This is a genomic window from Parahaliea aestuarii (genome assembly GCF_008064635.1).
Taxonomy (GTDB): domain Bacteria; phylum Pseudomonadota; class Gammaproteobacteria; order Pseudomonadales; family Halieaceae; genus Parahaliea; species Parahaliea aestuarii.
In genome coordinates this window covers 152,011-166,882 of record NZ_VRYZ01000001.1, presented here as the reverse complement: position 1 = coordinate 166,882, position 14,872 = coordinate 152,011, and the positions used below count along the sequence as shown (strand labels likewise).

Sequence of the window (14,872 nt, the reverse complement as noted above, 5' to 3'; positions counted from 1 at the left end):
CCTACAGACTCAGTGCGGCGATTTCTATCCGCGCGGCGGCGCCATAGAGCTGGGAAGCATTGCCGTCCACTGCCTCGGGCGGCATGATGCCGAGCCACAGATTGGCGTCGAACAGCCCCTGGATCAGGGCCTTCACGCCGTCCCGGGTTGCCGCCAGGTCAGCGTCATCCCCCACGTCCATGTTGGCCACCAGGCTCTGGGCGGTGCGGGTGAAGCCGTAGGCATCCTGGTACTCGTGGCCATTGACCACCTTGCCGTCCACTACGCCGAGGGCGTATTCATCCGCTGCGGTGCGAACCAGCTTCACCACCACACCCAGGCGGGTGGCCGGTGACAGGGAACCCACCCGCGCCTCGGAGGCGCTGATGCCCTCGAGCACAGCGGCGTAGGCTGCCTCGACCTCTTCAGCGCTGCTGTCATCGCTTTCCACGGCATTGGCCAGGGCGGTCAGCTGGTCGGCGAAGCCGGCGCTGCCGCGGGCCTTGAACGCCGGCTCCATATCCGCGTACAACTCGCTTTTGGGGTGCTTCATGTGCATACGCGCGTGCTCGATGTGGCCGGCACGGTAGAGCTCGAGGCCGACCAGCAGGTGACCGCGCATCAGCCCGAGTTGCGACAGGTAGGCGACATCATTGGTGGCCGGGTCGACGTTCTGGGCCAGGCCCTCACCTTCGCCCTCGCCGCCGGCGGCGGCCGCCTGACCGGTGTCCGCCGCGGCGGTATCCATTGCGGCGGCAGCCTGCAGTTCATCGGCGGCGGCCACAGCCAGCGAGGTGCCGCCAACCAGGGCGGCCAGACTCAGGCTGGACCACAATTTGGTGCGCTTGTGCATGTTGTCGAATTCCTTGTGTCATCATTTGGCCGGCCAGTTATAGCAAAGCGGAGGCTTCTTGAAAATGATTCTTATTAAGATACTTGCAGATCAAACGTATTCCGGCGCGGTCACCGGGCCATGCTGACCTGCATCGAGGGCCTGCTCGACGCCCCCACCCTCGATGCCGTACGGGAACAGCTGGCCACCAGCGACAGCTTCGCTCCCGGCGAGGCGACGGCCGCCGGGCGCGCCCGGGCGGTGAAGCACAATCTGCAGGGCATCGGCGCCGACGCCACCATTCGCGGGGTGACCCGCCTGCTGGAGAAACAACTGCTGGCGCACCCGGTGTTCCGCGCCGCCACCCGCCCGCGCCAGTTCGCCCGCCTGCTGATCAGCCGCTACGACAGGGGCATGGGCTACGGTACCCATATCGACGCCCCCGCCATCGACGGTGTACGCACCGATGTCTCCTTTACCCTCTTCCTCAGCGAACCGGGTGAGTACGAGGGCGGCGAACTGGTGATCGAATCCGGCGCCGGCGAGGATGCCGTCAAACTCCCGGCCGGGGCGGTGGTGTGCTATCCCTCCAGCTACCTGCACCGGGTGGAAGCGGTGCGCAGTGGCTCGCGGCTGGTGGCGGTTGGCTGGCTGCAGAGCGAGGTGCGCTCCAGCGAGCAGCGCAAGCTGCTGTTCGCCCTCGACAGCGCCCTGGCCAGACTGCAGGAACATCCCGGCGACCCCGGCGCCCTGGACGAACTGGCCAACGTGCGCGCCAATCTGCAGCGTATGTGGATGGATTAGTGCGGCAAAATACTTCCGCCGCTGGCGCCCTTTGACAGGCGGGGCTATGCTCCCTGAACAAAAATCCGACCACCAAGACTCCCGGGCATTCCAGGCGGCCACTATCCGCCGCACCCGGGGGCGCTGCAGGGGACTGACGATGTCTGGGGAATGGAAACGGGGCAACCGCCACGGAAGGGTGTGCGGCCTGGCTGTATTGCCGCTGGGTATTTTACTGTGTCAGCAGGCCAGTGCGTCGCTGCTGGATCTGACGGGACAGTATGCGAACGCTGTCGAAGAGTCTGCGGCCGCAGCCAATCAGGCGACCTACGACACCCTCCTGCAGGGCAACGGCGGCCCTTGCGCCGCGCTGCAGCGACAGGCCAGTGCCGACTGTGGCGGGCAGACCTTTCTGCTGTTCGAAAATGCCCGCGAGCTGGTGCACACCGCCAACGAGCTTACGGGCCAGGGTCCCACCGATTTCAGCCTGGGCACCGATCTCGCCGGCCTTGGCACCTCCCTGCGCTGGACTGCGGGTGAAGAATTTGCCGCCCAGGAATCACTGACCACCGAGTTTGTCAGCGGTCAGCTGTCTACCCTGGCGAGCCGCATATCCGCCCTGCGCGGCGGCGCCACCGGTTTTTTCCTGGCCGGCACCCCCGCCGACACGCCGCTGGGGCTGGGCGCCAGCGCCGACAGCGCTGCCGGCGAGCGATACAGTCCCTGGGGCGGCTTTGTCAACGGCAGCTACGGCAAGGGCGACAAAGACGCTACCGGTAATGAAGACGGTTTCGACTTCGATGGCTACGAATTCAATGCCGGGGCCGACTACCGTTTCAATGCCAACTGGGTCGGCGGACTGCTGGCCGGCATCACCCAGCGCGAGATCGACTTCCAGCAGGAGGGCGAACTGGTGGTGGACGGCGACATCGAGACCGAGGGCTACAGCCTGATGGCCTTTGCCCTGTATTACCACGACCAGTGGTACGCCAGTGTCGGTGCAGGCTTCCAGCGCATGGATTTTGACCTCGATCGGGCCATCGAATACCCCTCCTTCAATCCGGCGGTGGAGAGCGTGGACACCCGCACCCTGAGCGATACCAGCGGCGACACCTGGTCGGTCAATGCGGCGGCTGGCTACAACATTGCACTGGGCCCGGCGCTGAACCTGGAGCCCTACGGCCGCCTGGATTTCGCCGATACCCGTATCGACGGCTTCAGCGAGCGGGACATCAACAACGATGCCTTCCAGTTGCGTGTCGAGCGGCAGGATTTCCGTTCGCTGGAAGCCGTCGCCGGTCTCAGCCTGCAGTACACCGCAACGCCATCCTTCGGCGTGCTGATCCCCTTCGCCAGCGCCGAATACCACCACCAGTTCGAGGACGAATCGCGGGACATCACCGCTGTCTATAACGCCGTCGACCTCGGGCCGGAGGCCCGCTTTCGTGTCGCCACCGACCCCCTGGACCAGAACTATGCGGTGTTTTCGGCAGGCCTTTCAGCGGTACTGCGCGGTGGGCGCCAGCGCAGTCTGGATGGCGAGATTCACGGCGGCCTGCAGGGCTTCATCAGCTATCGCTCGATTCAGGGCCTGCAATACTACAGCCACGACATCATCAGCGCCGGACTGCGCTACGAGTTCTAGTTGATTGACCGGGGCCAGAGGCCCCGGGCATTCAGATGGCCGCGCTCAGCTTGCGGATGGTACGGTTGAGGATCTCGTCGTTCTCGGAGTAATCCACCGGGCAGTCGATCAAATGCACACCGCCGGTGTTCAGGCACTGCTCCAGCAGCGGCGCCAGCCCGGCGCTGCTCTCCACCCGGTGCCCGTTGGCGCCGTAGGCCTCGGCGTACTTGACGAAGTCCGGGTTGCCGTACTCCAGCCCCCAGTCGCTGAAGCCCATGTTGGCCTGCTTCCAGCGGATCATGCCGTAGGAGGAGTCGTTGAGAATCAGGCACACCAGGTTCATGTTCAGGCGCACGGCCGTTTCCAGCTCCTGGCTGTTCATCATGAACCCGCCATCGCCGCAGATGGCCATCACCTTGCGCCCGGAATTGACCAGATGCACCGCCATGGCCGAAGGCAGGCCGGCGCCCATGGTGGCGAGTGCGTTGTCCAGCAGGACCGTGTTGGAACCGTAGGCCCGGTAGTTGCGGGCGAACCAGATTTTGTACACGCCGTTGTCGAGGCAAATGGTGCCGTCATCCGGCATGGCCTTGCGCACCTCTGCCACCAGGCGCTGGGGGTAGATGGGGAAGCGGTCGTCGTCGCTGCCCTCGGCGATGTTGGCGTCGTGGTGCTCCTTGACCTCCATCATGCGGGAGAAATCCCAGCCTGGCAGCTCCCGTTCGGCGAGACCGTTGTTCATCTGCCAGATGGCATTGGCGATATCGCCGATCACTTCCAGCTGCGGGAAGTAGACCGGGTCCACCTCCGCCGAGCGGAACGACACATGGATAACCTGGGTGCCGGCGGACACTTCCACCGGGTTGGTCTCGTGATGGTCGGAGCCCTCGTTCAGCCGTCCGTGCTGCATGAAGAAGGGCGGCTTCTCGATCACATCGTGGCCGACATTGATGATGAGGTCCGCCGCCTCGATGGCGCGGTGCACGAAGTCGCCGGCAGACAGGGCGGCGCAACCGAGATAGAGCGGGTGACGCTCGTCGATCACGCCCTTGCCGAGCTGGGTGGTGACAAAGGGGATACCGTAGTCATTGACCATTTGCGTCAGCATTTTGCTGGTCAGCTTGCGGTTGGCACCGGCGCCGATCACCAGGATGGGTGATTTGGCCGCCACAATGCGATCCACCGCAAAGCGGATAGCCTTCTCCTCGGCCACCGGACGGCGCACGATGGAGGCCGGGATGGGATACTGTTCAGTCTCCTCGTCGGCGATGTCCTCGGGCAATTCCAGGTGGACCGCGCCGGGCTTTTCTTCCTCCGCCAGGCGCAGGGCCTCGCGCACCCGGCTGGGGATGTTGTCCGCCGACACCAGCTGGTGGGCGTACTTGGTGATGGGGTTCATCATCTCCACCACATCGAGAATCTGGAAGCGCCCCTGCTTGGACTTTTTCACCGGCTTCTGGCCGGTGATCATCATCATCGGCATTCCCCCGAGCTGGGCGTAGGCCGCCGCGGTGGTGAAATTGGTGGCGCCGGGGCCCAGGGTGGACAGACAGACCCCCGTTTTACCGGTGAGGCGACCATAGGTGGCCGCCATGAATCCTGCCGCCTGTTCGTGGCGGGTCAGAATGAGTTGAATCTGTTCCGAGCGCGACAGGGAATCGAGAAAATCCAGATTCTCCTCCCCCGGAATACCAAACACGTAGCGCACACCCTCTTGTTCCAGTGCCTGTACAAACAGGTCCGATGCTTTGGTCACGTCCAACTCCTGATTCCATGGATAGTTCAAGGATGCTAGCACAGGCTGAAAAAATGACACGCCTTACGTCCGGTTCATCTATTTGGAGGATGTGAGCCGGCGCCCACCCCGACACTATCCCCCCGCTCGCAGTTGACCACGGCCTGTGGGATAAGTACTGCCATAACAAGAGAACACGGAGAAGCAGCCATGCTCGAACACCTCAAAGCCTCGGTGGAAGCGATCACCGAGGACGACGCAGCCATCCGCGAAATGCTGTGGGAACTGAATGTGCCGTCCCTGTTGATGAGCATCGTGCACATGAGTGGCGATACCAGCGTGCTGTCGCGCTACCCGGCGCCGCGCATGATGAACGTGGTGGAGGCCGGGGCCGGCGGCGAGCAATTACTGGAGGGCGGCTATACCCGCGCGCAGGCGGCGCAGATTCACGAGGAGGTGCTCACCGCCATCGCCGCCTACCGACAGCGCGGCGGCAGCCTGCCGGAACTGGACGACAACGTGGTCAGCGAGCTCTACACCTTTATGTGCGGCCACGAACTGGACCAGCGCTACGAGAATTTCATCCGCGAGGAAATCGCCCTCGACGGCGTCGACCAGCGCGGCCTGAACCTGGAGACCGAGGCCCTGAAGGCGGCCGGGCGCAACTTCCCGGTAGTGATCATCGGCGGCGGCATGGGCGGGGTACTGGCCGGTATCCGTCTCGGCGAGGCCGGCATCCCCTACACACTGATCGAGAAAAACTCCGGCCTCGGCGGCACCTGGTTCGAGAACCACTACCCCGGCTGCCGGGTGGATGTGCCGGGCCACAGCTACAGCTATTCCTTCGAACCCAACCACGAATGGAGCTGCCACTTCCCCCTGGCGGACGAAATCCGCGCCTACTTCGACCGCTGTGCCGCGGACTACGGCGTGAAAGAGCATACCCGCTTCAACACCGAAGTGGAGGCCGCGCGCTGGGACGAAGACAGCGCCACCTGGCAGGTCACGGTGGTGGACGGCAACGGAGAGCGCGACACCCTGACCGCCCGCGCCGTGATCAGCGCCGTCGGCCAGCTCAACCGGCCGAAGCTGCCGGAAATCGACGGTATCGATACCTTCAACGGCCCCCTGTTCCACTCCGGCGCCTGGCCCAAAGGGCTCGATCTCGCCGGCAAAAAGGTCGCGGTAATCGGTTCCGGCGCCAGCGCCTTCCAGATCATCCCGGAACTGGCCGAAACCGCCAGTGAACTGACCGTGTTCCAGCGCTCCCCGGCCTGGATGTTTCCCAATCCCGGCTACCACATGGCGGTGGGCGACGGTCAGAAGTGGGCGCTGAAGAAGCTGCCCTACTACAGCAAGTGGTACCGCTTCTGGCTGTTCTACACCTCCATCGAGGGCGTGTACGACAAGACCCTGGTGGACCCGGCCTGGAACGACAGCCGCTCGGTCAGCGCCGCCAACGACGAAATGCGCCAGGCACTGACCGCCTGGATCGAATCCCAGGTACAGGACCCGGCACTGCTGGAAAAAGTGCTGCCCACTTACCCGCCCTTCGGCAAGCGCATCCTGCAGGATAACGGCACCTACCTGGCCGCCCTGCAAAAGGACAACGTGGAACTGGTCACCGAGGGCATCACCGCCATCGAGCCGACTGGCGTGCGCACCGCCGACGGCGTGTTGCACGAGGTGGACGCCATCGCCTGCGCCACCGGCTTTTACGCCGACCGCTTCCTGTTTCCGATGCAGGTTACCGGCCGCGACGGCGTGAGCCTGAACGAGCAGTGGGGCGATACCAACGGCCGCGCCTACCTCGGCATCACGGTGCCCAACTTCCCCAACCTGTTCTGCATTTACGGCCCCAACACCAACCTGGTGGTGGCGGGCAGCATTGCCCACAACGCCGAGTCGCAGGTCAATTACATCCTGCGCAGCATCCGCTTCCTGCTGGAAGGCGGCCACCAGAGCATGGACGTGCGCCAGGAAGTACACGACAGCTACAACGACGAGGTGGACCGGATCAACGCCGACACCGCCTGGGGCTGGGAAGGGGTCAACAACTGGTACAAGAACGAAGCCGGCCGGGTCACCGCCAACCTGCCCTTCCGCATCATCGACTACTGGCAGATGACCAAGCAGCCCAAGGCGGAAGACTACCGCTTTAGCTGAGGCCTGCCCCTCGTGAAGCCAGCGGCGGATCGTGGTAGCGTTGGCGCGCCCCCTGTGGAAGCCACCCTTTGCCATGACCCTGTCGCTGGATACCTACAACACCCTGCTGGAAGCGCTCTATAACGGAGCGCGGGAAGACGCCCCCTGGGCGCTCTTCCTCAACCAGCTGTGCGAGCTCACCGGTTCCCGGCTCACCGTACTGAACCTGGCCCGTCCCCGCCCGGGGGATCCGGGCGTGGTGTTCATCGGCGGAGCAGACTTCGACCGTGAGCACCGCCTGCAGTACGCCAATGACTTCTCCGCCCTCGACCCCTTCGTCAATCTGCCGGACGGCGAGGCCATTACCCTGTCGGAAGTGCTGTCACCGGAGCAGCTGCGCCAGACCGCGTTCTACCGCGAGTTCATGCAACCGACAGACCTGGTGCAGATTCTCGGTATCGATATTCCCCGCGACGGCAGGCCGGCGCTGTTTTTGCGGGCGATCCGCAGCGAGCGGGCCGCGCCCTTCGGAGAGCAGGAAAAAGCGCTGTTCAACCTGCTGGCCCCCCACCTGCGACAGCTGCAGAGCTGGCTCGACCAGACCCGGCAGCAGGGCTTTGAACTCGGCATTTATGACGGCATCGCCAGCCGGCTGGAAATAGCGACCATTCTGCTGGATGCCGGCGGCCGCATCCTTCACTGCAACCCGGTAGCCCGGGCCCTGCTGTCCAGCAGCGAACTGATCGCTGAGCGCCAGGGCCGGCTCGCGGCCCGACGCAGCGGCGATCAGCAGCGCCTGCAGGCGCTGCTTGCCGAGTGCGCCGGCACGCCGGAAAACAGCCCAACCCTGGCGCCGGCCCTGCGCATGGAAACCGAGAGCCCCAACAGCGGTCTCTACCTGCTGCTCAAACCACTGCCCGCGGGCGCCGAAGCCGGGCTGCTGCCGCCAGACCTGATACCGGCGGAAGCCAGTGCCGATGGCCCGCGCATCGCGGTGTACATCAGCACGCCGGAAATTCTCAGCCCCGAACAACAGGGCATCCTGCAGCAGCTCTTCGACTTCACTCCCAGCGAAGCCCAGCTCGCCATCTCCCTGGCCAACGGTATGAGTCTGGAGCAGATCGCCGAGGAACGCTGCGTCAGCCGCAATACCCTGCGCACCCATTTGCGCGGCGCCTTCCAGAAAAGCGGCGTCAACCAGCAGTCGGCCCTGGTCAGTCTGGTGCTGCGCAGCGTCGCCGGGCTGGGCTAACTATTCAACCGCACAGCCCTCTCGCCCTCGGGACATCTCCATATCATCCATTTGAGTGATGAGGTCGCCCCACCCCACCACCTAGCCTCTGCCGCCGCACGATAACAATACTCAGAGGTAAGCCATGATTCATTCCGCCAAACCCGTTTTTGCTCCATCCACCCTGGCCCTGGCCGTGGCGCTGGCCAGCGCGCCCGCACTGGCCCAGGACGGCAACCGCGCCACCGCCCTGGAAGAGGTCGTCGTCACCGCACAGAAGCGCGAGGAATCCCTGCAGGATGCGCCCATCGCCATTTCCGCCTTTTCCCCGGCCGCCATCGAAAGCATGGGCATCGAGCAGGTGACCGACGTCACCCACTTCACCCCCAATATGTCCATGCACCGCCAGTCCGCCTCCAACGCTACAGTGAACTTCTCCATCCGCGGCATCACCGAACCGGAGCCCTCGATGAGTGTGGACCCCGCCGTCGGCGTGTACATGGACGGCATCTACATGGCCCGCAACAACGGCCTGGCCTTTGACGTGGTGGACCTGGAGCGCATCGAAGTACTGCGCGGCCCCCAGGGCACCCTGTACGGCCGCAACAGCACCGGCGGCGCCATCAACATCGTCACCGCCAAGCCCAGCGGCGAATTCGAGTTCCAGCAAAACCTGAGCCTGGGCAACTACGACCGCCTCAAAGCCCACACCATTGTCGACCTGCCGGAATTTGCCGGTATTTCCGCCAAGCTGTCCTACCTCTACGACACCCGGGGCGGCTGGGTCGACAACGAAACCACCAACTTCCAGCAGGGCAAAGCCGATGACTTCGGCGAGCAGGACAACGACGCCTGGCACGTAGCCCTGAACTGGACCCCCACAGACACCCTGAGCTTTGACTACAGCTACGACGGCACCAAGGGCACCGGCACCCCGGCAGCTTTCCAGCTGACCCGCGCAGAGGCGGTACCAGCCTCTGTGTTTGGCGCGAATTTTGACCCCAGCCTGAGCTTCGGCCCCGGCGCCAACGACGGCGGCATCGCCGACTCGGTACTGCTGGGCACCTACGCCGCCTTCGGCAACCAGCCCGTGTCCGGCGCCTGCTCGACCGACCCCTCCTGCGTGGCCTTCGCCAATACGGCCAACCCCGCCTTCGGCGGCGCCAGCCCGGCCCAGGCCCAGCTCGGCACCTTCCTCGGCGTGTATGGCAATGCCGCGGCCGCAGCGGACGAGGACCGCAAGGACGCCCTGAACATTCCCTACGCCGGCCAGGAAGACATGGATATCCAGGGCCATAGCCTGACCGCCGCCTGGGATATCACCGACTTCCTCACCGTGAAGTCCCTCACCGGCTACCGCGAGATGGAATTGCGTCACCGCACCGGCCTGTCCGGCGGCGGCTTCCTGGACCTGAGCGCCAGCGGCGGTGGTGTGGTTACGCTGTTCGCCGCGGGCGCGCCCAACCGCAAGTCCCACGAGCAGTTCTCCCAGGAAATCCAGTTCCTCGGCGACGTGGGCCAGTTCCAGTACCTGGCGGGCCTGTACTACTTCAACGAAGAGGCCACCGAGGTCACCCGCGAGCAGACCGCTTTCCTGTTCGGCAGCTTCGGCACCGCCCGCAGCTACGACACCGACAACTCGGCGTGGGCGGCTTTCGGCCAGCTCACCTGGACCCCGGCGGCCCTGGACGACCGGCTCGACGTCACCGTTGGCCTGCGCTACACCGAGGACGAACGCGAAATCACTATCGACGAGAGCGTGAACGGTATTGCCGCCTCCCAGAGTTTCGACGAGAACTTCGACAACACCAGCGGCAGCCTGACCTTCGACTACGCCTTCAACATGGACATGACCGGCTACTTCCGTATCGCCACTGGCTACAAGGCGGGCGGCTTCCTGTCGCGCACCTCCATCGCCAACCAGCGGCCCTTCGATGCGGAAACCCTGACCTCCTATGAACTGGGGATCAAGTCCCAGTGGCTGGAAAACCGCCTGCGCCTGAATGGCGCGGTGTTCTACAGCGAGTACGACGACAAGCAGGTGACCCAGTTCGTGCCCACTGCCACCGGTGCTGAAAGTACGGTGCAGAACGCGGCGGCGGCCAGCTACCAGGGCCTGGAACTCGAGCTGATTGCCATCCCGATGGAAGGCCTGACCCTGAACGTCAGCTACGGCTACCTGGATCCGGAGTACGACGAGTACTCCTTCTTTGATCCCACCGGCCAGTTCTGCGGCGCGCCGGGCACCACCTGCGACGTCAGCGACCGCGGTGTCTTCGCCAACGCCCCGGAAAACACTGCTTCCGCCGGCGTACAGTACGATTTCCCCTACTTCGGTTTCGGCCAGCTCAGTGCCCGGGTGGATGTGGCCTACAGCGACAGCTACACCTACGGCACGATTGAAAACCGCTTCAATGACTTTGTTGAGAACGACCCCTTCACCCTGGTCAACGCGCGGATGATCCTGTCCGACATCAGCCTGGGTGAAGCCGGCAATCTCACCGCCACCCTCTGGGGCAAGAACCTGACCGACGAGTTCTATCGCCAGAGTGGTATCGGCGCATTTGAGTCAGTGGGCTTTGCCGGTGTGGTCTATAACCCGCCGCGGATGTACGGTTTCGATCTCGACTACCGCTTCTGAGGAGCCTGCTCATGGCAGACCTGCAAGCACTGAAGGGCCAGTCGGCCCTGGTTACGGGGGGCGCCGGCGGCATCGGCGCCGCCTGTGCCGCGCGCCTGGCGGAGGACGGCGCGGCCGTAACCCTGATGGGCCGGCGCCAGGACAAGCTGGAACAGGCCCGGGCGGCCATTCTGGACAGATACCCCGAGGCCGAGGTCGCCCTCTGTGTCGGCGATGCCCTGCAGGAAGCGGACACTGTGCGCGCGGCGCAACAGGCCTTCGACCTGCGCCAGCGTCTGGACATCGTGGTGCCCACGGTTGGCGGCGGCGGCTTCATGCCGTTAATGATGCAATCGCTGGAGGGCCTGATGCGGGAGCTAGAGCTCAACATCGGCTCGGCATTCCTGGCCATCCGCCACTGCGCGCCGCTGATGGACCGGGGCGGTTCCATCGTCTGTATCTCGTCCACTACCGCGGCCATGCCCTTCCCCTGGCTGTCGGCCTACTGCGCCGGCAAGGCCGGGCTGGAAGGCCTGATCCGCTCCGCGGCGGACGAACTGGCCAGCGCCGGCATCCGCATCAACGCGGTGCGCCCGGGGCTGACCCGCAGCGAGGCCACCGGCCCCATGTTCGCCAGCGCGGGCACCATGGCAGCCTTTAATGAGCAAATACCCCTGGGGCGCACTGGCGAGGGCGAGGATATCGCCGAGGGCGTGCGCTACCTGGCCGGACCAGAGTCCAGTTGGGTGACCGGGCAGTGCTACAACATCGATGGCGGCCAGGGCCTGCGCCGCCACCCTGACATGACCGAGGCACTGGCGGCCGCCTTCGGCGAGGATGCCCTGGCGGCAATCACGGCGGGCAAACCCTTTCCCGCCTGAGAAACCCTTCCCTCTTTCGGCGGGCCGGCCCTGAGCCCAGGCTCAGGGGCCGGTACCCGCCGTCTTTTCCGCGGCTTTTTGCGCGGCAACCAGTTCGCGTACGTCTTCCAGCAACTTGTCCTTGTCGAACACAATGCCGTCGCGAATCACATAGCGGATGCCTTCCGTGCGCTTGAGGGTGTGGCTGTCCTGATCGAGTTTCAGGTGGCCGGTGCCGTAGAGCACCTTGAAGTTGGCGACGGGGTTCTCATTGACGATCACCAGGTCCGCCTTCTTGCCGATCTCCACGCTGCCGATCTCGTCGGCCATGCCCAGCAGCTCGGCGCCATTCAGGGTCGCGGACTTCAGCACTTCCAGCGGGTGGAAGCCTGCCTCCTGCAACAGTTCCAGTTCCCGCACGTAGGCAAAACCGTAGATCTTGTAGATAAAGCCCGCGTCTGAACCCACTGTTACCCGGCCACCGGCGTTCTTGTAGTCGTTCACGAACTGCATCCAGCGCTGGTAGTTGCGCTTCCAGGCCACTTCATCGGCGGTGGTCCAGTCGAAGAAGAAGGAGCCGTGCACTTCGGGGCTGGGTTCGAAGGCGCGCATGATGTAGGGCATGGTGTAGTCGCCATGCCAGGGCGCATTGCGCGCGCGCATCACATCCCGGGCGGCCTCGTAAATGGTGAAGGTGGGATCGAGAGTGAAGTCGAGGGAGATCAGCTCGTCGATAGTCGCCTGCCAGCGCTCCGAGCCGGGAGGCGCCGCCTGCAGCCACAGCCGGCCCGCCTCACCGAAGCGATCCTGCTCATTGCTGTAGTTGTAGTCGTAGGGGTAGTCCTGGATGACGCGATCCTCGAACATCGCCTCGGGCAGGCCGTACCAGTGTTCCATGCTGTCCAGACCCATGCGCGCGCTGTCGAGCACATTGGTGCCGGTCACCGACAGCTGGGCATGGTGATAGGCGGTTTTCATGTCCAGCTTTTGCGCCTCGTCCATGGCCGCCTCGATCAGGGCCGGAGATGCGCCGAGGAATTTCACCCCGTCTGCGCCGCGCTTGTTCACCGCGCGCACCCATTTACGCGCCGCATCCGGCGACGGCATGCTCTCCGGGAACATGGAGTGCACCACCATGCGCGGGGCGCTGATCTCCCCCTTCGCGCTGCGCTGCTTGTGCTCCACCGTCCAGCCCAGGCCCATCATGGCGCCGACATCGCGCACCGTGGTCACTCCGTGGGCCAGCCACAGCTTGAGTACGTACTCCGGGTCGGTCAGGGAGCCGGCCGCCGCGTGGGAGGGTGTGCCGAGGTGGGCGTGAGCGTCGATCAGGCCCGGCAGCACATACTGGCCGCTGGCGTCGATCACCCGGGTGCCCGGCCCCCAGGGGTTGTCGCTGCCGTGGATGCCGGCGGTGCCGCCACCGCGAATATCGGCGATGCGGTCGTTCTCGATCACAATGCTGACCGGGCCGCGCGGCGGCGCACCGGTGCCGTCCACCAGGAAGGCATTGGCAATAACCAGTCGCTCGAAGGGCCCTTCGCTTTCATCCCCTCGCGGGGGTGCCATGCGCGGCGGCGCCATGCCCCGGGACAGCACGGTACTGATGGCCTCCTCGCCCGGCGTTACAGCATCCGCCTGGACTGCAAAAGGCATGAGGCCGGCAAAGGCAACGGCAAGTAGAGGGGCAAAGTGGTATTTCATAGTGATTTTCCCGCGGGCTTCTGGGGACTGACTATAGCACCGCCCCTCGCAGAAGCGGCAATGTGCGCCTATGCTTGTGGCTCCGCACTGCCCGAAATTACGGAGTTTTCACGATGCGCCACGTTCACCGCCTGTTGCCGGGTGTCAGCGCCCTGCTCGCCCTGTACGTCAATCTCGCCGTCCCTGCGGCCGCCAGCACCGCCGAAGACGAAGTCGCGAAAGTGATTGCGACCCAGGGGCTGACGACCGCTGCACAGCCGCTGCGCGAAATGGCAGGCTGGCAACCCGGGAAGGTCGTTGTGGCACTGCCGTCGTTCTTTGCCGACGCCCTGCCCAATATGGAACAGCGCCTGCGGGAGGCCGCGGGCGATGTGGAACTGGTGCTGGACCGCTCCGGCGGCTGGCAGGTGGACACGGCCCTGCTGGAGGGCGCCGACGCTGTGATCGGCTTCTGCACCGCCGCGACCCTGCAGGCCGCTGAGGAACTGTTCTGGCTGCACAGCTACACGGTGGGCGTGGATCGCTGCTCGGGCGCCGACGAGGCCCTGTTCAAGAACCGCGTATTCAGCAACAGCAAGCGCCTGTCCGGGCCGACGATCGCGGAACACAGCATCGCCATGCTGATGAGCATTGCCCGCGCCCTGCCCGCCTACCAGAAAGCCCAGCTTGCCAGTGACTGGGACCCCAACATCACCGGTCAGGAGCGCTTTGGCGAACTGGCCGGCAAGACCCTGCTGGTGGTCGGCCTCGGCGGTATCGGCACGGAAGTGGCGCAACGCGCCCACGGCCTGGGCATGCGCGTCATCGCCACCCGCAACTCGTCCCGGGAAGGGCCCGATTTTGTCGACTACGTAGGCCTGGCCGATGAACTGGGCGAGCTGTCGAAGCAGGCCCACGTCATCGTCAACGCCCTGCCCCTGACCGACGACACCCGCGGCCTGTTCGACAAGGCATTCTTCGCCGGCGCCCGCCCCGGCGCCATTTTCATCAGCGTCGGCCGCGGTGGCAGCACAGTGACGGACGACCTGGTGGCGGCACTGCGATCCGGCCAGCTCTACGGCGCCGGGCTGGATGTGACCGACCCGGAACCCCTACCCGCCGATCATCCCCTGTGGCAGATGGAGCGGGTCATCATCACGCCCCACGTCGCCGCCAGCGGCGGTGACGCGCGTTACCGCTCTGCCCTGATCGCGGTGGAGAATTTGCGCCGCTATGTGGCCGGGGAGGCGCTACTCAACCCGGTGGATATGGTGAAAGGGTATTGAAGCGGCCCCCGCCCAGCCGGGCAGCATCTGAGCAGCGGAAGTATCGGAATCGCAGTACCGATAGACAGCCCCCTTCCCCGCCCATGGTTCT

10 protein-coding genes are annotated in these 14,872 nt (G+C 64.9%); 7 read left to right on the top strand and 3 right to left on the bottom strand.

Going from position 1 to position 14,872, the window contains the following annotated elements; all coding sequences use genetic code 11:
• Position 1 precedes the first annotated feature (1 nt).
• Complete coding sequence (locus FVW59_RS00695) at positions 2 to 832, bottom strand: hypothetical protein (RefSeq protein WP_148062327.1); 831 nt, start codon at positions 830 to 832, stop codon at positions 2 to 4.
• A gap of 120 nt (positions 833 to 952) precedes the next feature.
• Between FVW59_RS00695 and FVW59_RS00690 the strand changes: the two genes are divergently transcribed.
• Both FVW59_RS00690 and FVW59_RS00685 read left to right on the top strand, forming a co-directional pair.
• On the top strand, positions 953 to 1,615 hold the full coding sequence (locus FVW59_RS00690; protein ID WP_148062326.1) for a Fe2+-dependent dioxygenase: 663 nt from the start codon (positions 953 to 955) through the stop codon (positions 1,613 to 1,615).
• Between the two features lie 139 nt (positions 1,616 to 1,754).
• Entirely contained in the window at positions 1,755 to 3,239 is a 1,485-nt protein-coding gene (locus FVW59_RS00685) for an autotransporter outer membrane beta-barrel domain-containing protein (RefSeq protein WP_187275696.1), read from the top strand.
• A gap of 31 nt (positions 3,240 to 3,270) precedes the next feature.
• Here the strand turns inward: FVW59_RS00685 and FVW59_RS00680 are convergent, their stop codons facing one another.
• A complete protein-coding gene (locus FVW59_RS00680) occupies positions 3,271 to 4,977 on the bottom strand; it encodes an acetolactate synthase large subunit (RefSeq protein ID WP_148062324.1) in 1,707 nt (568 codons plus the stop codon).
• A gap of 189 nt (positions 4,978 to 5,166) precedes the next feature.
• Here FVW59_RS00680 and FVW59_RS00675 point away from each other — a divergent pair, with 189 nt between their 5' ends.
• From FVW59_RS00675 to FVW59_RS00660, 4 genes are all read left to right on the top strand, one after another.
• Positions 5,167 to 7,122: a flavin-containing monooxygenase gene (locus FVW59_RS00675; RefSeq protein WP_148062323.1), complete on the top strand. Its 1,956-nt coding sequence runs from the start codon at positions 5,167 to 5,169 to the stop codon at positions 7,120 to 7,122.
• Positions 7,123 to 7,153: 31 nt separating this feature from the next.
• Positions 7,154 to 8,353, top strand: coding sequence for a helix-turn-helix transcriptional regulator (locus FVW59_RS00670; RefSeq protein WP_148062322.1), 1,200 nt, complete (start codon positions 7,154 to 7,156; stop codon positions 8,351 to 8,353).
• Positions 8,354 to 8,477: 124 nt separating this feature from the next.
• A complete protein-coding gene (locus FVW59_RS00665; RefSeq protein ID WP_148062321.1) occupies positions 8,478 to 10,973 on the top strand; it encodes a TonB-dependent receptor in 2,496 nt (831 codons plus the stop codon).
• Between the two features lie 11 nt (positions 10,974 to 10,984).
• A complete protein-coding gene (locus tag FVW59_RS00660; RefSeq protein WP_148062320.1) occupies positions 10,985 to 11,833 on the top strand; it encodes an SDR family NAD(P)-dependent oxidoreductase in 849 nt (282 codons plus the stop codon).
• Positions 11,834 to 11,875: 42 nt separating this feature from the next.
• Here FVW59_RS00660 and FVW59_RS00655 read toward each other — a convergent pair whose 3' ends face one another.
• A complete protein-coding gene (locus FVW59_RS00655; RefSeq protein ID WP_148062319.1) occupies positions 11,876 to 13,516 on the bottom strand; it encodes an amidohydrolase family protein in 1,641 nt (546 codons plus the stop codon).
• A gap of 113 nt (positions 13,517 to 13,629) precedes the next feature.
• Between FVW59_RS00655 and FVW59_RS00650 the strand changes: the two genes are divergently transcribed.
• A complete protein-coding gene (locus FVW59_RS00650) occupies positions 13,630 to 14,781 on the top strand; it encodes a D-2-hydroxyacid dehydrogenase (RefSeq protein ID WP_148062318.1) in 1,152 nt (383 codons plus the stop codon).
• Positions 14,782 to 14,872 lie beyond the last annotated feature (91 nt).

Bases quoted from the DNA above. Each gene is read 5' to 3' on its own strand.
- FVW59_RS00695 (WP_148062327.1), bottom strand. From the start codon at position 832: ATGCACAAGCGCACCAAATTGTGGTCCAGCCTGAGTCTGGCCGCCCTG.
- FVW59_RS00675 (WP_148062323.1), top strand. From the start codon at position 5,167: ATGCTCGAACACCTCAAAGCCTCGGTGGAAGCGATCACCGAGGACGAC.
- FVW59_RS00660 (WP_148062320.1), top strand. From the start codon at position 10,985: ATGGCAGACCTGCAAGCACTGAAGGGCCAGTCGGCCCTGGTTACGGGG.
- FVW59_RS00665 (WP_148062321.1), top strand. From the start codon at position 8,478: ATGATTCATTCCGCCAAACCCGTTTTTGCTCCATCCACCCTGGCCCTG.
- FVW59_RS00650 (WP_148062318.1), top strand. From the start codon at position 13,630: ATGCGCCACGTTCACCGCCTGTTGCCGGGTGTCAGCGCCCTGCTCGCC.
- FVW59_RS00690 (WP_148062326.1), top strand. From the start codon at position 953: ATGCTGACCTGCATCGAGGGCCTGCTCGACGCCCCCACCCTCGATGCC.
- FVW59_RS00655 (WP_148062319.1), bottom strand. From the start codon at position 13,516: ATGAAATACCACTTTGCCCCTCTACTTGCCGTTGCCTTTGCCGGCCTC.
- FVW59_RS00685 (WP_187275696.1), top strand. From the start codon at position 1,755: ATGTCTGGGGAATGGAAACGGGGCAACCGCCACGGAAGGGTGTGCGGC.